This window comes from Pseudomonas asuensis, from assembly GCF_014646755.1.
In the GTDB taxonomy this organism is placed as follows: domain Bacteria; phylum Pseudomonadota; class Gammaproteobacteria; order Pseudomonadales; family Pseudomonadaceae; genus Chryseomonas; species Chryseomonas asuensis.
Window position 1 is genome coordinate 121,651 of record NZ_BMNW01000005.1, and the last position, 26,527, is coordinate 148,177.

Sequence of the window (26,527 nt, forward strand, 5' to 3'; positions counted from 1 at the left end):
TTTTGGAAAGCCGGTAATTGTCCTACGTCGTCGATTGAACGACAACTATCACGCCCATGTGCTTGCCTAATACCTTGTGGCATGATGGACTGAATGCAGAGAGGCCGCTTCGATCTCATGACTAAATATCTCGCGCTGCTGACCACTGCGCTGCTACTAGGTGGCTGCCAGAACCTGGCCAGCCACACGAATTCTGAACAAAGCAAACCTGAACAGGCTGCACCCGCTACTGCCCCAGCCCAGCCGGAAAAATATGGCTCCTTCAGGGAAGACACCTTATATGACCTGCTGGTTGCAGAACTGGCAGGGCAACGTAATCGATTCGACATTGCACTGGCCAATTATGTTGAGCAGGCCCAGAGCACCCAGGATCCTGGGGTAGCTGAACGTGCTTTCCGTATTGCAGAGTACCTGGGTGCAGACAGTTCCGCCCTGGATACTTCTGTTATATGGGCAAAGAACGCGCCAGACAACCTAGATGCTCAACGCGCCGCCGCTATCATGTTGGCACGTGCCGGTCAGTATGACGAGTCTATGACCTATATGGAGAAAGTTCTTCAGGGTCAGGGCGACACTCATTTTGATTTCCTTGCCCTATCGGCAGCTGAAACAGATGCGGACACCCGTGCGGGCTTGCTCAAGAGCTTTGATCGTCTACAAGCCAAATACCCTGAGAATGGCCAGCTGCTTTTTGGCAAGGCGTTGTTGCTTCAGCAGGATGGCCGGGTCGATGAAGCCCTGAAATTACTGGAAGATCACTCCGCTGCAAGACACGAAGTCGCGCCGCTGCTGCTTAGGGCCCGTATGCTTCAGAGCCTTGGCCGTAGCAAGGAAGCCCTTCCGCTGCTGGCAAATGGAATCAAGGAGCATCCGGACGACAAACGCCTGCGACTCGCTCATGCGCGCCTTCTGGTTGAACTCAACAAGCTCGATCAAGCCAAGCAGGAATTCGCGGATCTGGTTGCCCAGTTCCCCGACGACGATGACCTTCGCTTTTCACTGGCGCTGGTATGCCTTGAAGCTGAAGCCTGGAGCGATGCACGGACTTACCTGGAAGACTTGGTCCAGCGGGGTAGCCATGTAGACGCTGCCCATTTCAACCTGGGGCGTGTCGCTGAAGAGTTGAATGAGACAGAGCAGGCGCTGACCCAATATGCCCTGGTCGGCCCCGGGAGTGATTATTTGCCCGCCCAGCAGCGGCAGGCAGAGATACTGATGGGTCAGGGACGCTTTGAAGAAGCCAAAACCCTGTTGGCCGCTTCTCGTCAGCGTCAACCTGATTACGCTGTCCAACTCTACCTGCTCGAAGCAGAGAGCCTGACCAACAACAATCAGCCAGAAGCGGCCTGGAACACCATCCAGCAAGGTCTCAAGCTGTACCCAAGCGATCTTAACCTGCTTTATACCCGGGCCATGGTCTCGGAGAAACGGGGCGACCTGGGTCAACTGGAAAAGGATTTACGCCTTATCCTAAAACAGGACCCTGATAACGCCATGGCGCTCAACGCGCTTGGATACACTTTGGCTGATCGTACAACGCGCTATGCCGAAGCCCGCACATTGATCGAGAAGGCTCATCAAATCAATCCAGATGACCCTGCCATCCTCGATAGCATGGGATGGGTCAACTACCGGCAAGGCAAGCTTGAGCTTGCAGAACAATATCTACGCCAGGCGCTACAGCGCTTTCCCGACACAGAAATCGGGGCGCACTTGGGTGAGGTTCTCTGGGTACGCGGTAAGAAGCAGGAAGCACGCAAGGTATGGGCTGCCGCTGCTGAGCAGTCCCCTGATAATGCTGTGCTACGCAGCACGCTTAAACGATTGACAGGTTCAGAAACGCTGTGAAATTCAATATCCGCTTTTTCCTCATAACTGCTCTTCTGGCTTTTTTGGCTGGCTGTGCAGGGCAAGTCACTCACGAAACTGTCGAAGGGCACGGTAACGCTGCTGCCTGGAAAGCCCACAAAGAGCGCATTACGACGCTCGATGGCTGGCAGATCAACGGGAAAGTTGGCATACGCGCGCCTAATGAATCCGGCAGCGGTACGCTTTTCTGGCTGCAGCGGCAAGGGTATTTTGATATACGCCTGTCGGGTCCCTTGGGCCGTGGCGCTGCCCGTCTTACCGGCAGACCAGACGATGTAACACTGGAAGTGGCCAATCAGGGCCGCTATCACGCTGATTCCCCCGAGGCGCTTCTTGAGCAGCAGCTTGGCTGGCGTCTACCTGTTTCTCATTTGCTCTGGTGGGTCCGCGGCCTTCCGGCTCCCGATAGCCGTAGTCAACTTACGCTAGACAGCGATAGCCATCTATCCCGCTTAGTACAGGACGGCTGGACAGTAGAATACACTCGCTACACCGAGCAGAAGGGTTACAGCTTACCTGAACGCCTGAAGCTAAAAGGCCAAGATCTGGACGTGACACTGGTTATCAAGGACTGGCAACCGCGCCAGCTGGGCCAATGAAAGACATATTGACCTTACCAGCCCCCGCCAAGCTGAATCTCTTTCTTCACATAATAGGTCGCCGAGAGGATGGCTACCACGAACTGCAAACACTGTTTCAGTTTGTTGATTATGCGGATGAGCTCAGATTTGCAGCACGCGATGACGGTCAAATCCGATTGCACACGGCTCTTCCCGGTGTTGAGCATGACTCCAACCTGATCGTCCGTGCAGCCCGATTGCTTCAACAATCAGCGCACTGCTCTCTCGGGGCAGATATCTGGCTGGATAAGCGGTTACCCATGGGGGGCGGTATAGGCGGCGGCAGCTCAAATGCCGCGACGACCCTGCTCGGACTCAACTATTTGTGGAATCTCAATACCAGTGAAGACGCTCTAGCGGCACTCGGGCTTACGTTAGGTGCTGACGTCCCGGTATTCGTACGGGGCAAGGCAGCCTGGGCGGAAGGCATTGGCGAACGCCTGACTCCAGTAGAGATAGACGAGCCCTGGTACCTTGTGGCTGTTCCACAAGTATTTGTAAGTACAGCAGAAATTTTTAACGATCCCCTGTTGACACGTGACACTCCTCCCAGTAAAGTTCGCCCCGTTCTCGAGTGGGGCGGTCGAAACGACTGCCAGAGCGTGGTAGAAAAGCGTTATCCAGAAATACATAACGCTTTGATCTTGCTAAACAAATTTGTTTCAGCTAGGTTAACCGGCACTGGAAGTTGCATATTTGGGGGATTCCCAAGTGAGACCGAAGCTGTTAAAGTTGCGGACCAACTTCCAGCTACCCTGCCAAGCTTCATAGCTAAGGGAAGCAACACTTCAATGTTGCACCGTAAACTGAGAAGTTTGTTCTGAGAAACAGATACAGGTGTATCTGATACGTCACAGGGGCGTCGCCAAGCGGTAAGGCAGCAGGTTTTGATCCTGCCATGCGTTGGTTCGAATCCAGCCGCCCCTGCCATTTCCTTTTCATCAGGTCCACCCTCAGCCGGCAGGTACTGCAGCGTGTCCAAGATGATGGTCTTTACGGGGAACGCTAACCCCGATCTGGCACGGCGCCTCGTGCGTCAGCTGCACATTCCTCTAGGTGATGTTTCTGTCGGTAAATTTTCCGATGGCGAAATCAGCGTCGAGATCAATGAAAACGTTCGCGGTAAGGACGTCTTCCTGATTCAGCCGACCTGTGCACCTACGAACGATAATCTGATGGAACTGGTCGTGATGGCTGATGCCTTCCGCCGTTCTTCAGCCACCCGAATCACTGCTGTTATTCCCTATTTTGGCTATGCACGCCAGGATCGCCGCCCGCGCTCCGCACGTGTTGCTATAAGCGCCAAAGTAGTGGCTGACATGCTCACCGTTGTCGGTGTCAACCGCGTTCTGACTGTCGACTTACATGCCGATCAGATTCAGGGCTTCTTTGACATCCCCGTTGATAACATCTATGGCTCCCCTGCCCTGGTCGACGACATCGAAGATCAGCGTTTCGAGAACCTGATGATTGTATCTCCCGACATCGGAGGTGTTGTTCGCGCTCGCGCCGTGGCCAAAAGCCTTGGCGTAGATCTTGCGATCATTGATAAACGCCGCCCGAAAGCCAACCAGTCAGAAGTGATGCATATCATCGGTGACATCGAAGGCCGCACCTGTGTGCTGGTCGACGATATGGTTGATACAGCCGGTACGCTTTGCCACGCGGCCAAAGCTCTCAAAGAGCATGGCGCCTCCAAGGTATTGGCGTACTGCACGCATCCTGTGCTTTCTGGTCGTGCAATCGAGAACATCAATAACTCTGTTCTTGATGAGCTTGTCGTGACCAACACCATCCCGCTTTCTGCTGCTGCACAAGCATGTACTCGTATCCGCCAACTGGACATTGCGCCAGTCGTAGCCGAGGCCGTGCGTCGCATCAGCAATGAGGAATCCATCAGCGCCATGTTCCGTTAAGGACAGGCGTTGGTATAACGGCCCCGCATAATGCGGGGCTTTTTAGTCAATAGTCTGATCGCTGGTCGCAAGTGATTCAGGCAATTGTCTTTTTTAGGAGACTACAAATGGTCGACTTTACTCTGAATGCCCAAGCGCGTTCCGACCTGGGGAAAGGTGCGAGCCGCCGCCTTCGTCGTAATGCCGAACAAGTTCCTGCCGTAATTTATGGCGGTGAACAAGCGCCTGTATCCGTTACGCTGCAAGGCAAGGATCTGGCCAAGCTGCTGAATAACGAAGCTGCATTTAGCCACGTAATCAACCTGAACGTTGATGGCCAGAACGAAAGCGTTCTGATCAAGGCCCTGCAGCGCCACCCTGCCAAGGGTTTCGTTCTGCACGCTGACTTCCTGCGCGTAGTTGCTGACCACAAGCTGACTGCAACTGTTCCGCTGCACTTCATCAACCAGGAAACGGCTGTTGGTGTTAAGCAGGGCGGTGGCGAAGTTTCGCACAACGTGAACGAAGTTGAAGTTTCTTGCCTGCCAAAGGACCTGCCTGAGTTCATCGAAGTCGACATGTCCAAGGTTGAGCTGAACCAGATCGTTCACATGAGCGACCTGAAGCTGCCGGCCGGCGTTGAGCTGGTATCCCTGGCTCATGGTAGTGACCTGCCTGTAGCAAGCATCCACCTGTCCCGCGTCCAGGCTCCGGCTGAAGGCGAAGGTGAAGGTTCTGCTGAGTAAGACATTGCCTAAGGCTTGTTGAGGATAAGGCAAGGCTACTGCAACAGAATATTGTGAGCGTATCTTCCAGATGCGCTTCTCGATAAGGTTATTCTGTCTGTATAGTCGCTGCCTTAACCTTATAGACAAACTTAGGAAGAAGGGCTCCCGTTATGACTGCCGTACAACTGATCGTTGGCTTGGGTAATCCAGGCGCTGAATACGAACAGACACGGCATAATGCGGGGGCCCTTTTTGTTGAGCGTCTGGCGGCTCAACAAAACGTTAGTTTGGTCGCTGATCGCAAGTATTTTGGCCTGACAGGTCGATTCACGCATGCAGGTCATGACGTTCGTTTATTGATTCCAACCACCTACATGAACCGCAGCGGTCAATCTGTCGCGGCGCTTGCAGGCTTTTACCGTATTCCTGTGGAGGCCATTCTGGTCGCCCATGATGAGCTGGATATGCCACCCGGTGTTGCCAAGTTAAAAAAAGGCGGTGGGCACGGTGGTCATAACGGCTTGCGCGATATCATTGTTCAATTGGGCAACCAAAACGGTTTTCATCGCCTACGGCTTGGCATTGGCCATCCAGGGCATAGCAGTCTAGTCTCCGGCTACGTATTAGGCCGAGCGCCACGTGCCGAACAAGAACTGCTGGACACCAGTATCGATTTTGCCCTCGGCGTGCTGCCGGACATTCTGGCCGGGGATTGGACCCGTGCCATGCAGCGCTTGCATAGCCAGAAGGCCTAACCTATTCCGCGAGGGACAATTTCATGGGATTTAACTGTGGCATCGTCGGCTTGCCCAACGTTGGCAAGTCCACTCTATTCAACGCCCTCACCAAGTCCGGCATTGCTGCAGAAAACTTTCCATTCTGCACCATCGAGCCGAACAGCGGCGTAGTACCAATGCCCGATGCTCGACTCAATGCATTGGCCGAGATCGTCAAACCTGAGCGCGTTATTCCTACGACTATGGAGTTCGTGGATATTGCCGGCCTAGTAGAAGGTGCATCCAAAGGCGAAGGCCTTGGAAACAAGTTCCTGGCGAACATCCGTGAAACCGATGCCATTGCCCATGTGGTTCGCTGCTTTGAAGACGAAAATGTTATTCACGTAGCCAACTCTGTCGATCCCAAGAGAGACATCGAAGTCATTGATCTGGAGCTGATCTTTGCGGACCTGGAAAGCTGCGAAAAGCAATTGCAGCGGGTAGTTCGCAGCGCGAAAGGCGGTGACAAGGAAGCCTTGGCTCAGAAGGCGCTCCTGGAAAAGCTGATTCCTCACTTTGAAGCAGGCAAACCTGCCCGTAGCCTGATGAAGGGCATGGATGACGAGCAGAAGCGCATGGTACGCGGCTTTCATCTACTGACTAGCAAGCCGGTCATGTATATCGCCAATGTGGCTGAAGATGGATTCGAAAATAATCCTCACTTGGATGTCGTCAAGGCTATTGCCACCGAAGAAGGCGCTATCGTCGTTCCCGTGTGCAACAAGATCGAAGCTGAAATTGCTGAGCTGGACGATGGCGAAGAAAAGGATATGTTTCTTGAATCGCTCGGCCTGGAAGAGCCCGGCTTGAACCGTGTGATTCGCGCAGGCTATGAGCTGCTTAACTTGCAAACCTATTTTACTGCAGGGGTAAAGGAAGTACGCGCCTGGACTGTCAAGATAGGCGCTACAGCACCGCAGGCAGCGGCTGTTATTCATACTGATTTTGAGAAGGGATTCATCCGTGCTGAAGTAGTCGCCTATGACGACTTTATCCAGTACCGGGGTGAAAACGGCGCTAAGGAAGCAGGTAAATGGCGTCTGGAAGGTAAAGACTATATCGTCAAAGATGGCGATGTGATGCACTTCCGCTTCAACGTCTGACCGGACTAGCGGACCTGCCTGACAGGTCCGCCCTCTTCTCCCCTGCCTATAGAAAACGCGCAAAGACGATACTCCTCGCGCTACTGCCTGACTGGCAAAAAACAGTACACAGCCGTGTCAGGTCATTGCTCCACCTATATGGCTTGTCAGCCCTGTTAGCTATAGCAGAAGGCATGAACTGACCAGGCTTAAAGAAGCCACTGCCATCCTAATAACTTCCACTGCGCTTCATCGCTGCATAAAGCAATGGCGATGTCTTGGTTGGTGCCTGCCTTAAGAAATTAAGGTGCTGCGAAAGCAGCAAAATAAGCTATTGGGTTGTCAGCTGGCGAAATATACGCAGCTCGCAGCGGTAAGATAGATGCAGAGCCACGCTGCGATATAGCAGCGTGACTCCAATGAATAGCGCCGGATTAGTTGCCGGCGGACAGGCCTGCATAGAGGCGTGTCAGCTCATTCATTTGCTTGAACAGCGTATCGGCACTAGAGGCCATTGCAGTAGGGACATAGTTTTCGGGGGTAGTCAGGTCTACTGCTGTACGGGTGAACTTCCACTGAGCCTCAGCTTTACGCAGCGACGTGGCAATCTCAGGATTAGGAGCGCCCGCGGTATCGAGCTCCGTCATAACTGTGTCGAACTCGCCAACGGACTTGTCAAACGCATCGTCCAGCCCAGGCGCTTGAACATCCCAGCTCTTGGCCATGTATAGCATGGCGATACGCTGGCTCAGTACGCGGTTCCAGCCACTACGGTTTACAAGACGGGAAGACTCGCCGCCATTATTCTTTTCAACAAGGTCAGTCAGCTTTTGACACTGCTCTAGCAGCTGATCACTTACGCTCAGCATGGTTACCGCTTGATCCTTGTCAGGAGTGGCCTGCACCAGCTGCTTGTATTGCTGCCAAGTCTTATCTATTTCGCTTAGTTTGTTACGAATTTCAGTCGTAGGCGCAAACTCGACGAGTGATTTGTGATGATCATCGAACAGCGCAACGGTATCTTTGAGCTGCTTGGTTGCGACGTCTACCCGTACGCCGGAGCCCATCATCAGATAATCTTTGGCCATACGCTGGCCCAACGTGCGCTGCAGACCGGCCATGTTCATGGCTTCTTCAGGGGTGATGTCAGCCCAGCAAGAGGCGCTGATAAGACTGACGCCCAATACGGCTACACGCAAAAAATCCTTTAGCATTTACTTCTCCAGAAGGGCCATTCGCTGGCCAGGCAAAGCGGGGCCTTTTTTCAAAACAACAAGGCACCGCGAACACTTAAAGCTCCGCGGTTATCGGTTTAATTAGTGCGGGGTCTGGCATGAAGTCGAGCCATCACAGTGAGTGATGTCATAACGCGGTCGATTCATGGGGCCACTATTGTAACGCCTTAAAAAGTCAATAGGACGTTTTTACTAGGGCATAATGTCGCCCCTACGCAGCAGCTTATCTGGAATAGGGGCACATCAAGGTTAGCCTGGACGATTAGCCACTGACTCGTAGAGGGCCACCAACGGGAACGTATTCAACAGGTGTTTCGGCTGGCATTGTCTCGATGGGATCTTCCTTGTAGCCAAACCCTTCTTCCTTGAGGTTGATGGAATGGGTACTGTGCTCGCGGGCAGTCGTATCGCTTAACTTGGTAAATAGACGGTCATCATCTTGCAGAGTGAAGCGGTCTCCTGGGCGGAGCTGGGCGAAAGTAATAGGGGTAACGGCGGTCATCTAACAGTCTCCTTTAGGTCTCTCATGAATGGAGAGTTTCCAACCGGTCAAGGTTCCGGGCGGTAGCCGAGACTTGCTTCTTGAGCACTCATTACACACATAAAAAGGCCCGCCCAAAAGCGGCGAGCCAAGACGTGGAAGCTTTCAGCGTTTGACCTTACGCTTGTTTCGATACTGGTCGATAACCACAGCCACAACGATAATCATGCCTTTGATAATGTCTTGGATATAGGCATCGACGCCAAGAAAGGTGAGGGCGAATGTCCTGATAGATGCTGCCGCCCTCCAAGCGCTCGGAAGTCTCGCTGTGAATTACGGTGCATCCCAGCTTGATCACTAAGGTCACCTCGCTGACTTCATGCACCTTCCGCAGTGCAGTCAGCAGGTCGTCCGAGTCGCCTGCAATTATGAACTCTTCTTCAGTGCCGACCACCAGATCGAAACACGGTAGTATGCGCTGAACGTGAGCGCTAACCTCCGCATTGGCAATAAAAGCATGAAGGATTCGTCGATGTCTTCTTCGCGCAGTGTCATGTCGGCGCAGTTTTCGCGATAAAACATCAGGGGAAAGGTTTCGTGGTCCTTGATTCCCAGCAGGACTATGGCAATCAGCCGTTCGGAATCGACCTTGATAGCACGCGTATCACAGCCTTCCTTGTCCAGGGACTCCACCAGGAAACTACCCATATGGTCGTCGCCGACGCTGGTCAGCATGGCGGACTTCAATCCCAACCGGCAGTGCCGAAGGCGATGTTGGCGGACGAGCCGCCCAGATACTTGGCAAACTGCTCACCTCTTCGAGCCGTGCCCCGATCTGCTGTGCACACAGATCGACACCAAGGCGCCTAAGACATATGACGTCCATTGGCAAAGGTTGTATTGCCCATGGTAGCTCCTATTTATTTTTGTCGCCTGATTCTGGTCGCTGGGCATAATCTGCTGGATGGGGTCCATTTCCCAGTAGGCTCGCCCTTCCATATTCTATGGGCGATATTGCATGACCGCGGCTGGATCGAGCTTGGCGAAAGCCTGCGGCTGCGCACGTCCTATCCGCTTCTGCCCTGGATTGGCGTGATTGCACTAGGCTATGCGGCGGGCCCGTGGTTCACTCAACTGAACCCGTCCGAGCGCCAGAAGCGCCTCTTGATCGGAGGGCTGGGCGCCCGCTGCTCTTCTTTGTATTGTGGATGATCAACGGCTATGGCCAGGCGCAGCAGTGAGTAACGGGCGAGACGCCCCTGCTGACCATGATGAGCTTTCTGAACATCACCAAGTACCCGCCACCCCTGCTGTTCCTCTCGCTCACCTTGGGCCTTGGCCTGCTACTGCTGGTGCTGTTCGAGCGCAAGTCAGAGAGTCGTCTGTTGGGCTGGTTTACCGTATTTGGCGCAGCACCGATGTTCTTTTACATCCTGCATCTGTATGTGCTGGGTGTGCTGTACCGGATTACGGTTGCCCTGTTCGGTCTCAATCAAGGCACGTATTTTGGCTTTGATCGTGTCTGGGCACTCTGGATCAGCGCTGTAGTCTTGGCTTTTGCGCTGTACTGGCCGGTGCGCTGGTTTGCGGGCCTCAAGGCACGCCGCCGCGATATCGCTTGGCTGAAGTACTTCTAAAAAAGACGGGGCGCCCATAGGCGCCCCGTCTTTTATGCAGTGCTCACCTGTTTTACAGGCCTTATTGCCGACGCTCCCAGACCTCCAGTGCATACGCAGGGCGGCCTTCCTCCGACGGATGCTCATCACGCGAGACCCGCTGCCACTGCTGCTCATCCCACTCAGGGAAATACACATCCCCTTCAGGCGCCAGCGCAACACGGGTGAGGTAAAAGCGATCCGCATCGGGCAATGCCTCGATAAAAAGCTGCGCCCCGCCAATCAGCATGACTTCACTGGCGCCCTGCTCTTTGGCCCAGGCTTCCGCTCGCGCCACAGCATCGTCCAATGACGTAAAGGTTTCGGCACCTTCGAGCGTCAGATCGGTCTGACGGCTGACGACCAGATTCAAGCGTCCGGGTAAGGGACGACCCAGCGAATCCCAGGTCTTGCGACCCATGATCACCGGCTTGCCCAGCGTTACGGCCTTGAAGTATTTGAGTTCTGCCGGCAGATGCCAGGGCAGACGGTTTTCGTGGCCGATCACGCCGTTATCGGCGACCGCCACAATCAAGCTAAGAGGAAGTGTCTTGTTCATAGTCGCGCAGCATAGCAGAGCTAAAACGCCTTGCCAGTGGCCTGCCGGTTAACACGCCGGATGCCGACCGTTATCCTCCACGCATCCCCAGGACGAGTTTGACGAGTGACCGAATCCACTACTATCCCCTCCGACCCTACCCTTGATGCGCTCTGGCTGACTGAAGCCGTACGCCTGACTGAGGAAGAAGCCAGCCCGCTGGAAGACAGCGAAGCCAATCGCCGTGCACGTGCAACCGGCGGCACCTTTGTCCAGCGTCTGATCCTGCGTGCTCATCTGCTAGGCCAGCGCGACGGCCTGATCGAAGCCCGCCGCCACTGGCGCCAGGGCGCTACCCTAGCCTTCTGGCTGCTTGCTTTTCTGGCGGTCCTGTCCGGCGCAGGCCTGGGCTTTGGCGCGCTGGGCGATGGTCTGCGCCCCGTAAACGTTTTCTGGGCGCTGGGCAGCCTACTGGGACTGAATCTTCTGACCTTGCTGCTATGGCTGGCCGGCTTTTTTGGCGCAGGCCGCAGTACCAGCCTGTTAGGCCGCCTCTGGCTCTGGCTTGCCGGCAAGCTGGCCAGGGATGCCCGTGCCGCCCAGCTCGGCCCGGCGCTGATTATTCTCCTGGGTCGCCAGCGGCTGGTGCGTTGGGGGCTAGGCACCCTTGTCCATGGGCTGTGGCTGCTGGCCTTGAGCGCAGCCTTGGGCATTCTGCTGGCCTTGCTGGCCACCCGTAGTTACAGTTTTATCTGGGAAACCACCATTCTGAGCAGCGATACCTTTGTCGCCATGACCCACGCGCTGGGCGCCTTGCCCTCGCTGCTGGGCTTTCCCATGCCGGATATCGACACTATCCGCGCCAGCGGTAACGCGGCGCAGGGCTTGGAAGCCGCACGCCATGCCTGGGCGGGATGGCTGGTAGGTGTACTGACCGTCTATGGCCTCGCGCCCCGTGCCCTTCTGTTCATCCTCTGTTTCTGGCAATGGCAACGCCGCCGCCAGCAGCTGGCACTGGATACCGAACAACCCGGCTATGCACTGCTGCGCGAAAAGCTGATGCCTGCCACCGAACGCTTAGGTGTCAATGATGCAGCCCCCGAGCAATTACCAGAGCCTTCTGCCGGACATCTGGAGATTGCTGGCGAAAGTGCCGTACTCGTAGCCATCGAGTTGGACGATACCCGCCCCTGGCCGCCAGCACTGCCAGAAACAGTGCGCGATGCCGGTGTGCTGGATGATGGACAGCAGCGCCGCCGCCTGCTGGAACAATTGACCCGCTATCCGCCCGTGCGCCTGGTAATTGCCTGCGACCCACGCCGCTCGCCGGATCGGGGCACCCTGTCTTTGATTGGTGAGCTGGCTCGTTGCGCAGGTACTACCCGTATCTGGCTACTACCCGCGCCTGCAGGGGACCAGCTGGATGCCGACCGCCTTGATGACTGGCGCCAGGGGCTGGATCGAATGGCACTTCCCCACGGAGAACGGTCTCCGCTGGAATGGCTGGAGACCGGACATGAATAAGTGGCGCTTGAACACTGGTGGACATCGCCCCAGCTTCACTCCAACTCGCCAGAGCGTTACGGTAACAGTGAGCGAGGCGATGCCCAACAACGCCTCCTGCGTCTCAGGAGAACACCCATGACCCAACCGCTCGTTCTGGCTGTCGTGGGCCATACGAATGTTGGCAAGACGTCCCTGCTGCGAACGCTGACCCGCGACATCGGGTTTGGCGAAGTCTCCCATCGCGCCAGTACCACGCGGCATGTAGAGGGCGTCCGGCTTTCAGTAGACGGCGAAGCCCTGATTGAACTCTACGACACACCAGGCCTGGAAGATGCCATCGCCCTGCGGGACTATCTTGAGCAACTTGACCGCCCCGGCGAGCGGTTGGACGGCCCTGCTCGCGTGGAGCGCTTCCTCGATACCGCCGAGGCCCGCAACCGCTTCGAGCAGGAGGCCAAGGTCCTGCGGCAGTTACGCAGTTCGGATGCCGGACTGTATGTCGTCGATGCTCGCGAACCGGTACTGGCTAAATACAAGGATGAATTGGCCGTACTGTCCAGCTGCGGCAAGCCACTGCTGCCAGTGCTGAACTTCGTGGCAGCCGAGCAGCATCGTGAAGAGGAATGGCGTACAGCGCTGGCGCGCCTGGGGCTGCATGCACTGGTGCGCTTCGACAGTGTCGCCCCGCCCGAAGACGGCGAGCGTCGCCTGTATGAGAGCCTGGCCTTGCTCATCGAGCCGGCGCGCCCTCGACTGGAGCGGCTGATTGCCGATCACGAGGCTCAGGCAGTGGCACGCCAGCACGGTGCTGGTGGGCTTATTGCCGAATTACTGATTGATGCTGCTGCCTGCCGCTATGTAGTGCCGCCAGAGGAGGACGCAGTAAAGGCCGCAACTCAACGCCTGCGGGACGACCTGCGTAAGCGTGAGCAGCGCTGTGTGGAGGATTTACTCAAGCTGTACGGCTTTCGCTCTGGCGATGCACGCGCCGCTGACCTTCCGTTGCTGGATGGCCGCTGGGGCGATGATTTATTCAATCCCGAAACTCTGCGCATTCTGGGTATCCGCCTGACCGGGGGTGTTGCTGCCGGTGCTGCGGCAGGGGCCGGTATTGACCTATTGGCGGGTGGCCTGATGCTGGGTGCTGCAACGGCACTGGGCGCCCTGGCAGGCGGATTGCTGCAAACCGGCGGTCATTATGGCCAGCGTCTGCTTGGCAAGCTACGCGGCCAGCGTGAGCTGACTGTGGATGATGCGGTACTGCGCCTGCTCGCCCTGCGCCAGCGTCAACTGGTCAAGGCACTCAATGCCCGCGGTCACGCGGCCCTGAAGGCCATCGAAGTGGAAACACCTGAGGATCAACGCTGGCGTGAGGGCAAGCTTCCTGCTGCCCTGAATCACGCCCGCGCCCATCCAGAATGGTCTTCGCTCAACGCGTCCCACAAGCTACGAGACGCCAACCGCCGCGAGCACATCGAGAGTCTGGCGGGACAGCTAGCCCAGCAGCCTGACTAACCGTCAGGCGCTGGCTCGCCCTTCTTCGTACAACCGCTTTACTGCCTGCTCATCGGCTTTCAGGAGGCCCGGCAGGATATCGCGCAGAAAGTCCACCAGGGTTCGGATCTTTGCATCCAGGTACTGACGGGAGGGATACAAGGCATACACGTTAAGCGGATACAGGCTGTGACCCGGCAGGACCTGTTGCAGCGTTCCGTCTTTCAATCCCTTGACAGCGGCATAGATCGGTAGCGCCCCGATGCCCATGCCAGAGGCAATGGCTTCCATCAACGCATCCGCCGTATTGACCTGAAACAGGGTCTGGTCAATGGTTACCAGCTCTTCGCCTTTTGGGCCTTGGAACAACCATTTATCCAGTGACATCGCTTTGTTCACCAAGCGCAGGCAACGGTGCTGACGCAAGGCAGCTGTTGTTTGAGGCGTGCCGTACTTTTCCAGATAAGCCGGTGAAGCGCACAGAATGCTGTGGGTACTGCCCAGGCGTTTGGAGAAGTAGCCTGAGTCCTTGAGCTGCGAAGCCAATATGACGGAAACGTCGTAACCGTCTTCGAGAATATCGGTAAAGGTATTGGTTAATCGGAGATCGAAATTTACCTCCGGGTACTTTTCGCAATAGCGGGCAATCGTCTTGATCAGATAATGCTGCCCTAGCCCAGTCATACTATGGATTTTAAGCTTGCCTACCGGATGCGCATGGGCATGACTGGCTTCGGCCTCTGCCTCTTGGATATAGGCAAAGATCTGTTGGCAACGCTGCAGGTAACGCTCACCGGCCTCGGTCAAGGCAATCCGGCGAGTGGTGCGGTGAAGTAAACGGGTTTGAAGGTGTGTTTCCAGGTTGGTGACCGCCTTGGAAACGTAAGCGGTGGTAAGCTCAAGGCGTTGGGCCGCCGCGGTAAAGCTGCCGGCTTCCACAACACACATGAAAGCACGCATATTAAACAGATTGTCCATCATACTCCTCTCAGAGCGGCAGATTCTGGCACAACTCCCCACCCCTTGATTACTCGCTTTATAGTTAATAATCCTTCACGATTTTCCTGCTTATTCCCGCCGCCCTGATCTACATAGAATGGATAGCGCTCGCCTGAGCTAGTGATTCTTTGAGTAGGCCACTGTGCTGCAATTGTTTCGGAAAACGCTTCCGCTTCCCGCCCCATCCCACCTGATCATGCTGCTCCTGTCAGCAGCCCTGTTCGGACCATTGTCTCGTCTGTTCAAGACGATCTTGCCGCCGCTTCACGGTCAGCCCGCGCTCCCCCTGCGCTGACCGCCCTACTGCTGTTTACCCTGACCGATCCATACCGTGCGCCTTTCTGAGCGTCGAGGTTACCGTTGCGCGCTATTTCTTTTGTCAGCCGATTACCGAGCCGTTCGGCCTGGCGCCGCGCCCTGCTGGAATGGGCCCGAACCGATGGCATTACCTGGGCATTCATCTTCAAGGCATTGCTGACCGCCCTGATCGCACTCTGGTTGGCCTACCGACTGCAACTGCCCCAACCCAGCACCGTATTGGTGACGGTATTCATTGTCATGCAGCCCCAGAGCGGACAAGTACTGGCCAAGAGTTTCTATCGCATCATCGGCACTCTAGTGGGCCTGAGCGTCATGGTGCTGTTTATCGCTCTGTTCGCACAGGAGCGCATCCTGCTGCTTGGCTCGCTCGCCGTATGGGTAGGGATTTGTACTGCCGGAGCCGCCCGCTACCGTGACTTTCGCGGCTATGCCTTTCTGCTGGCTGGATACACAGCCAGTCTGATCGGCTTGCCAGCCACTAGCCATCCGGAAAATGCCTTTATGCAGGCCCTGTGGCGCGTATTGGAGATTGGCCTGGGCATCTGCTGCACCGGCGCAGTGAGTGCTGTCGTACTGCCGCAAACGACCCGAACTGTGCTGCGTAATACCCTCTCCCTGCGTTTTCGTGATTTTGCCCGCATGGCCCATGAAGGCTTGAGCGGCGCATTGATGCGTGAAGGGTTCGAAACCCTGGCGGCACGGTTTGCCGCCGAGTCGGTAGGGTTTGAAAGCCTGCGCAGCGCCAGCGCCTTTGAAGACCCGCACCTGCGCCAGCGCAGCGGACGGCTGGCTAATCTGGGTAGCCAATTCATGCAGCTCAACACCCGCTTCCATGCGCTGAACCAGTTACTGACCCGGATACGGCAGCACCCCTTGCTACTGGATGCCATCACCCCATGCCTGACGGAAATCACGTCTCTTCTAATACCTTTTGGCGAGCGACTGACCACTGAAAACGATGCAGCCCGTCTAGCCGAAAAGCTTGCTCTGCATCGCGAACCGCTGATGCAGCAGATTAGGGAGTCACGCGGCCAGCTTCAGGAAAAGCAGGTAAGCGACAGTGACCTGCTGGATTTCAATACGGCGGCAGAGCTGCTCTATCGCTTTGCCGAAGACCTGTACAGCTACTGCCTAGCGTATGCCACCCTGAATGGTCCCAGGCCATCCAAAACACCGCCACCCGAGAGCTTCACTCCTGTTGCCAACCCCATGGCAGCGGCTATTTCCGGCGTTCGTAGCGCCCTTGTTGTCCTCGTGCTGGGGCTTTTCTGGATTGAAACCTCCTGGCCCAGTGGCGATACCTGTGCGCTGGCAGCTGTGCTGATTTCGGCGCTCTCATCTACATCGCCCAACCCACGGCGCTATTGCCTGCAGTTGGCCGTCGGTACGCTGGCTGGCTCCCTGGCTGGCTTTTTCCTAGTGTTCTGGGTGCTGCCCCAACTGGACGGCTTTCCCCTGCTGTTTTATGCCTTGTCGCCTGTGTTTGCCATTGGTGCGTTCTTTATTACCCGCCCCCAATGGGCCGGCTATGGCACAGGGCTGATGGTGTGGTTCTGCTCGGCCGCCTTACCGGCCAACGTCACGCTGTATGACGCCAATACCTTTTTCAACCAGTACCTGTCCTATCTGCTCGCCGCCTTTATCGCCGCGGTCGCCGCTGCGGTCATCATGCCGCCAAATCGCCCATGGTTGTGGGGGCGTTTGGAGCAGGATCTTCGAATGCGCGTCGTGTACGCCATCAGCGGCAAACTCAAGGGCTTGGCATCAGGCTTTGATAGCAGCACCCGTGACCTGCTCAATCAAGCCTATGTACTTTCCACAGGCCATACGGCTGTACAGCGCCAACTCCTGCGCTGGATGTTCCTGTCTCTAGAGATTGGTCATGCCATCATTGAGCTGCGCTACGAACAGGAAAACCTGCCGCTGCATCCCTGCTATCAGGAATCCAGACCCTGGCGACAAGCTATCCGCATCATGGGCCGCGCGCTGATCCGCCTGTTCGTGCAACCCAGTCCCAAGCACATGGAGCGGGCCTTGTCGGCAGTAGATCATGCCATCGAAACGGCACAGACCGCCCAGATCCATCAGGAGCCCAACTCGGGCCAGTTCGAACGCTCGCCGCTACGCCGTGTGTGCAGTTACCTGCATTTCATCCGGACCTCGCTGCTGGACCCCAACTCGCCATTGAGCAAGCACAATAGAGGCTTCACGCAGACACGCTCTACCAGACTGGATGAACTATAGGTGTGCTATACGGCAGCGCTACGCAGCCGCGTTGCCCAGATAGCAGTCGCTACAATCAGAAAACCACCGATCCAGCCTTGAACCGCCAGGCTTTCCTGCAGCCAAAAAACCGCGAACAGGGCACCAAACACCGGCTCGGTCCCCATCAGGAGCGAAACACGGGTCGGGCTGGAATAGCGGATAGCCTGGATCTGGACCACAAAGGCAAACAGGGTGCAAAAGACAACCAGGTATCCCGTGGCTAGCCAGAATGTGTACGTGGCTGGCAAGGCAGGTAATCCCGCCGGCAGCAGGCAGGCCATTACAAGGCACCCCAAGCCAGCCACCGCAGCTTGCACAGCAGTAAGCGCAAGAGCAGGAATAGCCTGTGTGCTGAAGTAGCGCTTCGTCACGCACATCATGAGCGCGCGAAGAACAGCCGCTGCCACCATGAGTGCATCGCCCAGATTGAACTGTAGCTCGCCTGTGCCCTCTCCCGTCAGCAGCCAGATACCCAGCAGCGAGACAGCTGCGGCAAGAAAGGCTTCCCGTGCGGGTCTCTGACTCAACAGCACCCACTCCAGCAGCGGTGTGAAAATCACAAACAGGCTGATCAAGAAGGCGGCCTTGCTCGCTGTAGTCTGTGCCACGCCAAAGGTCTCGCACAAAAAGATCGCTAGCAACATCAGGCCCAGCGGTAGCCCCGGCCGGATTGCCTTTCGCCCCTCGCCTCGTAATTGGGGCAACAGCAACAGCGCCGTCAGGCAAAACCGGATAGCCAGAAAACCAAGCACGGGATAAAACAGTAAGGCTGTTTTGGCAATGCTGTAACTGGAACCCCAGACTATTGCCACTAATAGAAGGCTAATGTCAGCCAGCCAGACAGGGCGCTGGGCAAGATGCCCACCATGCGACAACATGAGAGGCATGCTCTAGGAAACAAGGCTGCTTAGTATGACGGCATGCTCGAAATGACATAAGCCAACGAACCTGCATAGAACTTGTTCCCCAGGCGCATGAATCGGCAGCGCTGACGACTATTGAAAACAAGATCAAGCTGCCTGGATGCTTCGCACGTGCACAGCACCCAGGCAAAGCATCAAACGGCGACGGGCGCCTTGATGTGGGGGTGGGACTCGTAGCCAACCAGCTCGAAGTCATCAAACGTGAAGTCGAACAGATCCTTCACCTCTGGGTTGAGCTTCATGGTAGGCAGAGGCAGCGGCTCGCGGGTCAGTTGCAGGTCCGTCTGCTCCAGGTGGTTGGCATACAGGTGGCTGTCACCGCCCGTCCAGATGAACTCGCCCGGCTCGTAACCTGTTACCTGCGCCACCATCATGGTCAGCAGCGCATAGCTGGCAATATTGAAAGGCACGCCCAGGAAGATATCCGCCGAGCGCTGGTAGAGCTGGCAGGAGAGCTTGCCGTCCGCCACATAAAACTGGAACAACGCATGGCAGGGTGGCAGGGCCATTTCGTCCACCAGGGCGGGGTTCCAGGCGGAGACGATCAATCGGCGCGAATCGGGATTCTTCTTGATCATCTCGATGACGTTGGCAATCTGGTCAATATGGCGGCCATCCGGCGCGGGCCAGCTGCGCCACTGATAACCGTAAACCGGGCCGAGGTCACCGTTTTCATCGGCCCACTCATCCCAGATGGAAACCCCATTTTCCTTGAGGTAGGCGATATTGGTCGAGCCTTTGAGGAACCACAGCAGCTCATGAATAATGGAGCGCAGGTGCAGTTTCTTGGTAGTGACCATGGGAAAGCCATCGGCCAGGTTGAAGCGCATCTGATAGCCGAACACGCTGTAGGTGCCGGTGCCGGTACGGTCGCTTTTGAAGGTGCCGTGCTCACGCACGTGTCGCATCAGGTCTAGGTACTGTTTCATGCTGGGCTCGGTGCGGCGTCTTTAGGGACGCAGGAGAAAAGTCAGCCCCTATGATAGCGGAAGCCGACTGTTTGGATCACGCGCCCGGTCGTCGCGCAGCCAGTTGGGCCATCTTTCTCTAGCAACAACGCACTCTCCTGAAAAATGAGAGGAACAAACGCTCGCTTAGACGCTCACACCTCCTAGTGCTGTTCCGTCGTATGCAAGTCGACTGTCGAGATGGCGCAACGCCAATAGCTTGGCCGGACGCTCATCCAGGCCCTGCGCCGCCATAACCGGCATGGAAGGACACCGAACGGCTGTTCGTGTCTATAGCCTCTTCAAGACAAAAGACCGCGACGGCATTCCAGCTATTTGCTTCCACGCTCCAATCGAGGAATCCGCAATGTGCTCTGCCAATACCACTTCTTCCAACGACCAAAACACTGAGCGTGACCAGCTGTGCGTGAACACCATACGCACCCTCTCCATGGACGCCGTGCAAAAGGCCAACTCGGGTCACCCAGGCACGCCCATGGCGCTGGCACCCGTGGCCTATACCTTGTGGAGCAAGTACCTGCGCTATCACCCTGAGCATCCGGACTGGCCCAACCGTGACCGGTTCGTCCTGTCGGTCGGCCATGCCTCGATGCTCCTGTATTCGCTGCTGCACCTGGCAGGCGTCACCGAGATCGATGAGCATGGCAAGCCCTCCGGTAATCCGGCGGTCAGCCTGGACGACATCAAACAATTCCGGCAGATGGACTCCAAGACCCCTGGCCATCCTGAGTACCGGATGACAACCGGCATAGAAACGACTACCGGCCCGCTTGGCCAAGGCTGTGCAAACAGTGTGGGCATGGCAATGGCCCAGCGATGGCTAGGACAACGCTTCAACCGTGACGGCGCCACCCTCTTCGATTACAACGTTTATGTGTTGTGTGGCGATGGCGACATGATGGAGGGCATTAGTGGCGAAGCGGCTTCCATAGCCGGGCACCTGAAGCTGTCCAACCTGTGCTGGATCTACGACAACAACACCATCAGTATCGAAGGCCACACAGACCTGACGTTCAGCGAGGACGTAGGTACGCGCTTCAAGGGTTACGGCTGGAACGTGGTGCATGTCAAGGATGCCAACGACGCCCTGACCTTTGGTCAGGCGATCGAGTACTTCCAGGCCCATGACGATGCGCCAACCCTCATCATCGTCGACAGCATCATTGGTTATGGTGCGCCCAACAAGCACAACACCGCAGCTGCCCACGGCGAGCCCTTGGGCGCTGACGAAATCCGTCTCGCCAAGAAATCCTACGGCTGGCCCGAAGATGCCGACTTCCTAGTGCCGGATGAGGCCCGTACCTGGCTGCGCGACCAGATGGTTGAACGCGGACAGAGTCAGTTCGAGCAATGGCAAGCAGCGCTGAAAACCCTTGAACAGCAGGAGCCCACTCTTGTAGATGAGCTTAACCGCATGCGCGCCGGCCAAATGCCTGAGGGCTGGATGGATGCATTGCCTGAGTTCGAAGCCAATGCCAAAGGTGTTGCCACCCGCGAGTCCGGTGGTAAAGCATTGAATGCCTTCGCCAGTAAAGTCCCATGGCTGATTGGCGGCTCGGCAGACCTGGCACCATCTACCAAAACCAAGCTGACCTTTGAGGGCGCTGGCAGCTTCTCGGCGCAAAACCCGGGCGGCCGCAACCTCCATTACGGGGTACGCGAGCATGCCATGGGCGCTATCGCCAACGGCCTCGCACTCTGCTACCTGCGTTCCTTTACTGCGACCTTCCTGGTATTCAGCGACTATATGAAGCCGCCGATTCGCCTGGCCTCGATCATGGAGCTGCCTGTAGTGTTCGTCTTTACCCACGATTCCATCGGCGTCGGGGAAGATGGTCCTACTCACCAACCTATCGAGCAACTGACTCAACTGCGTGCTACACCCGGTCTTCTGACCCTGCGTCCCGGTGACGCCAATGAAGCGGTTCAGGCGTGGAAGGTTGCGCTTGAGCAGACCAATCGCCCCTCCTGCATCGTACTCTCACGTCAGCCCATGCCAACGCTTGATCGCACCCGCTATGCCTCGGCCGAAGGCACCGCGCGCGGTGCATACGTTGTCGCTGACGCAGAGAACGGCAAGCCCGATGTCATCATCATGGGTACCGGCAGCGAAGTGGGCTTGTGTGTCGAGGCCTATGAGCAGCTCAAGGCCAGCGGTATTGCCGCTCGCGTAGTCTCTATGCCGTGCTGGGAGCTATTTGAGCAGCAGGATGAAGCCTACAAAGAAAGCGTACTACCTGATGACGTAACCGGCCGGGTTGCTGTCGAGCAGGCAGGCCCGATGGGTTGGGAACGTTACGTAGGCCGCAAAGGCGCCATGGTTGTCATGAACAGCTTTGGTGCTTCCGCGCCTATCGGTAAGCTGCAGGCGAAATACGGCTTTACTGTAGAAAATGTTGTCAAACTGGCTACCGAACAGGCAAAAGCCGGGAGGTCATAATGAGCAGCCTCTTGCGTGAGTTGGGCGTAGCCGGTCAGGCCGTCTGGCTGGACTTTGTCAGCCGGGAGTTTCTACGCAAGGGTGAGCTGCAAACGCTCATCGAGCGGGATGGCCTGACCGGCGTTACGTCCAACCCGTCGATTTTTGAGAAGGCCATGGGGCATGGTACGGATTACGATGCCTCATTGGAGCGTTTTCTCAACCGGGCCGATGCCTCACCGGTCGATGTCTATGAGTACCTTGCCGTTGAAGACATCCAGCAGGCTGCCGACATCCTTCGGCCTGTCTATGACCGTTTAAACGGCAGGGACGGCTACGTCAGCCTGGAGGTGTCGCCTTATCTGGCTATGGATACTGAAGCCACCCTGATAGAGGCACGCCGGCTCTGGAAGGCTGTCGATCGACCGAATCTGATGGTCAAGGTACCCGGTACCGAGGCGGGCGCCGCAGCCATCCAGCAGCTGATTGCCGAAGGCATCAACGTTAACGTGACACTGCTGTTTTCCCGCGAGTCTTATCGCGCAGTAGCCGAAGCCTACATGGCTGGGCTGGAGGCGCGTGCTCAGGCGGGAGAAGACATCAGCCGCATTGCCAGCGTTGCCAGCTTTTTCATCAGCCGGATCGATTCGGAAATCGAAAAGAAGATCGATGAAAAGCTAAAAGCTGGTGGCGATGAAGCCACACTCAAATCGCTCAAGGGTCGTGTAGCCATTGCCAATGCCAAACTGGCCTATGCCGACTATCAGACCATGATGGCCAGCGAGCGTTGGCAAGCCTTGGCAGCTAAAGGCGCTCAACCCCAACGACTGCTGTGGGCCTCTACCGGCACCAAGAATCCAGAGTATCCCGACACGCTGTATGTTGATGAATTGATCGGACCCGACACTGTAAATACCATGCCACCCAAGACCATGGATGCCTTCCGTGATCATGGCACCGTCAGGGAAACGATTACTCAGGGTCTGGATGAGGCTCGAGCCACGCTTGAAGCCGTCGAGCGCCTTGGGTTGGATTTACCAGGAGTGACGGCAGATCTGGTAACGGCAGGTGCCAAACTCTTCTCCGATGCAGCCGATGACCTGCTTGGCGCTGTTGGAGGTAAACGCCTCAAGCTGCTCGCAGGCAAGCTCAACCAGGCGGCATTCAGCTTGCCAGATGACCTGTCTCAGGCAGTCGAGCAACAGCTGGAGGTAGCTCGCCGCGAAGGCTGGTCGCGTCGCCTGTGGGAAGTGGATGCCTCACTTTGGACCAACCAGGACGAAGCCAAATGGGGCGGCTGGTTGAAAGTAGCCACCGAACCTCATATCAATACCTCCGCCCTGGTGATTCTGGAACAATCGCTCAAGGCAGAGGGTTACACCACTGCCGTACTGCTGGGTATGGGCGGTTCAAGCCTTGGGCCGGAGGTACTGGCAAAGACCTTGGGCACTACGCCGGAAGGCCTGCGCTTGCACGTACTGGACTCTACTGACCCAGCTCAGATAGCGGCCGTTGAACACTCTATTGACTACGCCTGTACGGTCTTTCTGGTTTCCAGTAAATCTGGTTCGACTCTGGAACCTGAGATTCTCAGCACTTATTTCTTCGATGCCGCCTGCAAGGCAGTCGGCCGTGAGCAGGCCGGTCATAATTTCATCGCAGTTACTGACCCAGGCTCAAAACTCGAAAGCAGCGCCAAGGCACAGGGTTACCGCACCCTGTTCTATGGTGATCCGACTATCGGAGGACGTTATTCGGTACTGTCTGCCTTTGGTCTCGTGCCCCTGAGCCTGCTTGGACACGATGTGGACAGCGTGTTTGAGATTAACAGGCCAATGGTATTGGCGTGTGGGCCTAGCGCTCCCCCATCAATCAACCCAGGCGTATACCTTGGGGTGGTCATGGGTGAAGCCGTCAAGGCCGGGCGAGACAAACTGACGCTGTTCGCCTCCCCCCAGGTTGCCAGTATTGGTGCCTGGCTTGAGCAGTTGCTGGCCGAGTCCACAGGTAAACAAGGCAAGGGCATTATCCCGGTCGATCTGGAACCCCCGACCGATCCGTCTCACTACGGGGATGATCGCTTATTCGTTTATCTGAGAGCCGATAATGATGGCAGCGAATTGGATGCCCAAGTCGATGCTCTTGAAAAAGCCGGACACCCGGTTGTCCGAATAAACCTGATGCGGCCTGACCTCATCGGTCAAGAATTCTTCCGCTGGGAGGTAGCCACTGCCATGGCAGGTGCTGTAATAGGCATCAATCCTTTCGACCAGCCTGATGTCGAAGCCAGCAAGATCAAGACACGCGAGCTGACCGATGAGTACGAGAAAACCGGTCAGCTCTCAAGTGAAACGCCCTTTTTCACCGATGGCGAGCTGGCTTTTTACAGCAACGCCCCCTTGGAGGGAGATTCGGCCGAACAGGTGCTTAAAGAACACTTTACCCGGCTTAACCCTGGAGATTACGCAGCTATCCTTGCGTACATTGAGCGTAACGGTGCCCATGAAGCCCTGTTGACTCGGCTGCGCACCCTGTTACGAGATCGCTACCGTGTCGCCACGGTTGGCGGCTTTGGACCACGTTTCCTACACTCCACTGGCCAGGCCTACAAAGGTGGGCCAAACAGCGGGGTTTTCCTACAGATCACTGCAGAACCACAGCAGGATCTGGCCATCCCCGGACGCAAGGTAAGCTTTGGCATTGTTGAAGCTGCCCAGGCTCAAGGGGACCTTTCCGTGCTCGCCGAGCGAGGTCGTCGACATTTACGTATCCACATTCAGCACGGCAATAGCGAAGCGGGGCTGCAACGTATCGTACAATTAGTCGAGGCGGCTATCGCCTGACGTAAAAGCTCGTGGAGGCAACAACATGCAACTTGGCATTATCGGACTAGGCCGGATGGGCGGAAACATTGCCCGCAGGCTGATGAAAAACGGGCATGAGGTCTTCGCATATGACCACAGCGCCGACTCCATCGAGACGCTGGCCAAAGAAGGCGCTAAAGCAACAACAGGTCTTGAGGACATGATCCAGCAAATGGCTAAGCCACGTGCCTTATGGGTCATGCTGCCGGCGGGTGACCCAACCGAACAGACTATTGAAACCCTGGGCCAGATGCTGGAGCCGGGCGATACCATCATTGATGGCGGCAATACCTATTACAAGGATGACCTGCGCCGCGCCAAGGCGCTGGCTGAAAAAGGTATCCACTACCTCGACGTGGGCACTTCCGGTGGCGTCTGGGGCCTTGAGCGCGGCTACTGCATGATGATTGGCGGCGACAAGGAAACCGTAGATCGTTTGGATCCCATTTTCGACACCCTGGCCCCTGGCTATGGCAACATCGAGCGCACCCGTGGCCGCAATGCCCCGGACGAGCGTGCCGAACGTGGCTATATTCATGCAGGCCCGGCTGGCTCGGGTCACTTCGTGAAGATGATTCACAACGGTATTGAATACGGCATGATGCAGGCGTACGCCGAGGGCTTCGACATCCTCAAGATGCGCGGCTCCGGAAATGTACCGGAAGAAGAACGCCTGCAGCTGGATTTGGCAGACATCGCTGAAGTATGGCGCCGCGGCAGTGTCGTTTCCTCCTGGCTTCTGGACCTGACCGCTCAGGCACTAGCTCAGGACGTGGAGCTGGAGAAATTCAGCGGGTTTGTATCTGACAGTGGCGAAGGTCGCTGGACCATTGAGGCAGCCATCGAGGAATCTGTGCCCGCCCCAGTACTGACGTCCGCACTGTATGCCCGTTTCCGCTCACGCCAGAAGGCGACTTATGGCGACAAGCTTCTGTCGGCCATGCGCTTCGGCTTTGGCGGGCATGTAGAAATCCCGCAGTAACGTTTTCCGAGCAGGCTTGAAGGTGACGCATCAAGGCGCGCCTTCAAGCAGCCTGTCGCTCTTTTCCGAAACAGCCTGATGGAGCGATAATGACGAACCATCCTTATCAACTGATGCTGTCGGATGTCGACGGCACTCTCTTGCGTACCGATAAACAACTAAGTAAGGCCACGATACAGGCCGTACAAGAATTGCATGATGCTGGGATCGATTTTACCCTGGTCAGTAGCCGTCCCCCGCGGGCCATGCACTGGCTGATCGATGCACTCGATCTTACGCTCCCCGTGGCGGCCTTCAATGGCGGTACTCTACTCCAGCCAGACGGCACGCTTTTGCAGACACACCGTCTGCCACGCGATGCAGTGGACAGCGTATTCGAGAAGCTCAAGGATGAAGACCTGGATATCTGGCTCTTTGCTGATGATGAATGGATCGTTACCAATCCAGACAATCATTACATAAGTCATGAGAAAAAAGCGCTGGGTTACGATCCGCTAATCGTTGAGCATTTTGACGACTACCTTAACCGAGTCGACAAACTGGTAGTGGTCAGTAGAAATCACGATCGCCTCGCCAGTTTGCAACCGGAGCTGGACCAGAGATTAGGACAAAAAGCACACACTGTGCGCTCGCAGCCCTACTACCTAGATATCACCGCCGCTCAGGCCAGCAAAGGCCATGCGCTGATTGCACTGGCTGAACAACTAGGTATCCCGCTCGCTCGCACCGTAGCCATCGGAGACGGTGAAAACGACATCTCAATGTTCAAGAAAGCCGGGCTTTCCATCGCCATGGGACAGGCAGAGGATGACGTTAAGGCTCACGCCACACACGTAACAGCCGAAACCGACAAAGACGGTCTGGCAGAAGCCATCCACCGATTTATCCTGACGAAAGGCTGATCCGG

General features: G+C 56.4%; 20 protein-coding genes, 1 tRNA gene and 3 pseudogenes. 16 read left to right on the forward strand and 8 right to left on the reverse strand.

Features of this window, described 5'->3' with window-relative positions; genetic code table 11:
- Window positions 1-117 precede the first annotated feature (117 nt).
- From IEX86_RS12510 to ychF, 8 genes are all read left to right on the forward strand, one after another.
- A complete protein-coding gene (locus tag IEX86_RS12510; RefSeq protein WP_188866466.1) occupies window positions 118-1,848 on the forward strand; it encodes a tetratricopeptide repeat protein in 1,731 nt (576 codons plus the stop codon).
- The gene (gene lolB / locus IEX86_RS12515; protein WP_373290433.1) at window positions 1,845-2,468 is read left to right on the forward strand and encodes a lipoprotein insertase outer membrane protein LolB; all 624 of its coding nucleotides are present in this window, start codon (window positions 1,845-1,847) and stop codon (window positions 2,466-2,468) included. The genes IEX86_RS12510 and lolB overlap by 4 nt, the downstream gene beginning before the upstream one ends.
- Window positions 2,465-3,313 (forward strand): 4-(cytidine 5'-diphospho)-2-C-methyl-D-erythritol kinase, encoded by an 849-nt coding sequence (gene ispE, locus IEX86_RS12520; RefSeq protein ID WP_188866467.1) that lies wholly within the window; start codon window positions 2,465-2,467, stop codon window positions 3,311-3,313. Before lolB ends, ispE begins: the two co-directional genes overlap by 4 nt.
- Window positions 3,314-3,344: 31 nt before the next feature.
- Window positions 3,345-3,419 (forward strand) — tRNA-Gln (locus IEX86_RS12525).
- A 44-nt stretch (window positions 3,420-3,463) separates the two neighbouring features.
- Window positions 3,464-4,405 carry a ribose-phosphate pyrophosphokinase gene (locus IEX86_RS12530; protein ID WP_188866468.1) on the forward strand — a complete coding sequence of 314 codons (942 nt, stop codon included), beginning with the start codon at window positions 3,464-3,466 and terminating at the stop codon, window positions 4,403-4,405.
- Between the two features lie 107 nt (window positions 4,406-4,512).
- The gene (locus IEX86_RS12535; protein WP_188866469.1) at window positions 4,513-5,130 is read left to right on the forward strand and encodes a 50S ribosomal protein L25/general stress protein Ctc; all 618 of its coding nucleotides are present in this window, start codon (window positions 4,513-4,515) and stop codon (window positions 5,128-5,130) included.
- A gap of 152 nt (window positions 5,131-5,282) precedes the next feature.
- Window positions 5,283-5,867 (forward strand): aminoacyl-tRNA hydrolase, encoded by a 585-nt coding sequence (gene pth / locus IEX86_RS12540; protein ID WP_188866470.1) that lies wholly within the window; start codon window positions 5,283-5,285, stop codon window positions 5,865-5,867.
- A 23-nt stretch (window positions 5,868-5,890) separates the two neighbouring features.
- Complete coding sequence (ychF, locus tag IEX86_RS12545; protein ID WP_188866471.1) at window positions 5,891-6,991, forward strand: redox-regulated ATPase YchF; 1,101 nt, start codon at window positions 5,891-5,893, stop codon at window positions 6,989-6,991.
- Between the two features lie 413 nt (window positions 6,992-7,404).
- Here the strand turns inward: ychF and IEX86_RS12550 are convergent, their stop codons facing one another.
- The 4 genes and pseudogenes from IEX86_RS12550 to IEX86_RS12565 all read right to left on the reverse strand — a co-directional run.
- Window positions 7,405-8,184 carry a type IV pili methyl-accepting chemotaxis transducer N-terminal domain-containing protein gene (locus IEX86_RS12550; protein WP_188866472.1) on the reverse strand — a complete coding sequence of 260 codons (780 nt, stop codon included), beginning with the start codon at window positions 8,182-8,184 and terminating at the stop codon, window positions 7,405-7,407.
- Window positions 8,185-8,467: 283 nt separating this feature from the next.
- Window positions 8,468-8,707: a hypothetical protein gene (locus IEX86_RS12555; RefSeq protein ID WP_188866473.1), complete on the reverse strand. Its 240-nt coding sequence runs from the start codon at window positions 8,705-8,707 to the stop codon at window positions 8,468-8,470.
- A 144-nt stretch (window positions 8,708-8,851) separates the two neighbouring features.
- Window positions 8,852-8,959, reverse strand: a pseudogene (locus IEX86_RS12560) (ABC transporter permease); the annotation flags it as partial.
- A 4-nt stretch (window positions 8,960-8,963) separates the two neighbouring features.
- Window positions 8,964-9,572: pseudogene (locus tag IEX86_RS12565) on the reverse strand (PfkB family carbohydrate kinase); the annotation flags it as partial.
- 47 nt (window positions 9,573-9,619) lie between these two features.
- On the opposite strand from IEX86_RS12565, the pseudogene IEX86_RS25005 reads away from it, so the two are divergent.
- A pseudogene (locus IEX86_RS25005) lies at window positions 9,620-10,323 on the forward strand (acetyltransferase domain-containing protein); the annotation flags it as partial.
- Between the two features lie 61 nt (window positions 10,324-10,384).
- Here IEX86_RS25005 and IEX86_RS12580 read toward each other — a convergent pair.
- Entirely contained in the window at window positions 10,385-10,900 is a 516-nt protein-coding gene (locus IEX86_RS12580; protein ID WP_188866476.1) for a dihydrofolate reductase, read from the reverse strand.
- Between the two features lie 105 nt (window positions 10,901-11,005).
- On the opposite strand from IEX86_RS12580, the gene IEX86_RS12585 reads away from it, so the two are divergent.
- Window positions 11,006-12,403: a DUF2868 domain-containing protein gene (locus IEX86_RS12585; protein ID WP_229685326.1), complete on the forward strand. Its 1,398-nt coding sequence runs from the start codon at window positions 11,006-11,008 to the stop codon at window positions 12,401-12,403.
- A 117-nt stretch (window positions 12,404-12,520) separates the two neighbouring features.
- A complete protein-coding gene (locus tag IEX86_RS12590) occupies window positions 12,521-13,900 on the forward strand; it encodes a DUF3482 domain-containing protein (protein WP_188866477.1) in 1,380 nt (459 codons plus the stop codon).
- 3 nt (window positions 13,901-13,903) lie between these two features.
- Here IEX86_RS12590 and IEX86_RS12595 read toward each other — a convergent pair whose 3' ends face one another.
- Window positions 13,904-14,857 carry a LysR family transcriptional regulator gene (locus tag IEX86_RS12595; RefSeq protein ID WP_188866478.1) on the reverse strand — a complete coding sequence of 318 codons (954 nt, stop codon included), beginning with the start codon at window positions 14,855-14,857 and terminating at the stop codon, window positions 13,904-13,906.
- 381 nt (window positions 14,858-15,238) lie between these two features.
- On the opposite strand from IEX86_RS12595, the gene IEX86_RS12600 reads away from it, so the two are divergent.
- Window positions 15,239-17,443: an FUSC family protein gene (locus IEX86_RS12600; RefSeq protein WP_188866479.1), complete on the forward strand. Its 2,205-nt coding sequence runs from the start codon at window positions 15,239-15,241 to the stop codon at window positions 17,441-17,443.
- Window positions 17,444-17,448: 5 nt separating this feature from the next.
- On the opposite strand, the gene IEX86_RS12605 is transcribed toward IEX86_RS12600, so the two are convergent.
- Both IEX86_RS12605 and IEX86_RS12610 read right to left on the reverse strand, forming a co-directional pair.
- A complete protein-coding gene (locus tag IEX86_RS12605; protein ID WP_188866480.1) occupies window positions 17,449-18,342 on the reverse strand; it encodes a DMT family transporter in 894 nt (297 codons plus the stop codon).
- Window positions 18,343-18,521: 179 nt separating this feature from the next.
- Window positions 18,522-19,316: a thymidylate synthase gene (locus IEX86_RS12610; RefSeq protein ID WP_188866481.1), complete on the reverse strand. Its 795-nt coding sequence runs from the start codon at window positions 19,314-19,316 to the stop codon at window positions 18,522-18,524.
- A 385-nt stretch (window positions 19,317-19,701) separates the two neighbouring features.
- Between IEX86_RS12610 and tkt the strand changes: the two genes are divergently transcribed.
- The 4 genes from tkt to IEX86_RS12630 all read left to right on the forward strand — a co-directional run bounded on the left by tkt (window position 19,702) and on the right by IEX86_RS12630 (window position 26,522).
- A complete protein-coding gene (tkt, locus tag IEX86_RS12615; RefSeq protein WP_188866482.1) occupies window positions 19,702-21,795 on the forward strand; it encodes a transketolase in 2,094 nt (697 codons plus the stop codon).
- Window positions 21,795-24,617, forward strand: coding sequence for a bifunctional transaldolase/phosoglucose isomerase (locus IEX86_RS12620; protein WP_188866483.1), 2,823 nt, complete (start codon window positions 21,795-21,797; stop codon window positions 24,615-24,617). The genes tkt and IEX86_RS12620 overlap by 1 nt, the downstream gene beginning before the upstream one ends.
- 25 nt (window positions 24,618-24,642) lie before the next feature.
- A complete protein-coding gene (gnd, locus tag IEX86_RS12625) occupies window positions 24,643-25,620 on the forward strand; it encodes a phosphogluconate dehydrogenase (NAD(+)-dependent, decarboxylating) (protein WP_188866484.1) in 978 nt (325 codons plus the stop codon).
- Window positions 25,621-25,709: 89 nt separating this feature from the next.
- Window positions 25,710-26,522, forward strand: coding sequence for an HAD family hydrolase (locus tag IEX86_RS12630; RefSeq protein ID WP_188866485.1), 813 nt, complete (start codon window positions 25,710-25,712; stop codon window positions 26,520-26,522).
- The last annotated feature ends 5 nt before the right edge of the window (window positions 26,523-26,527 follow it).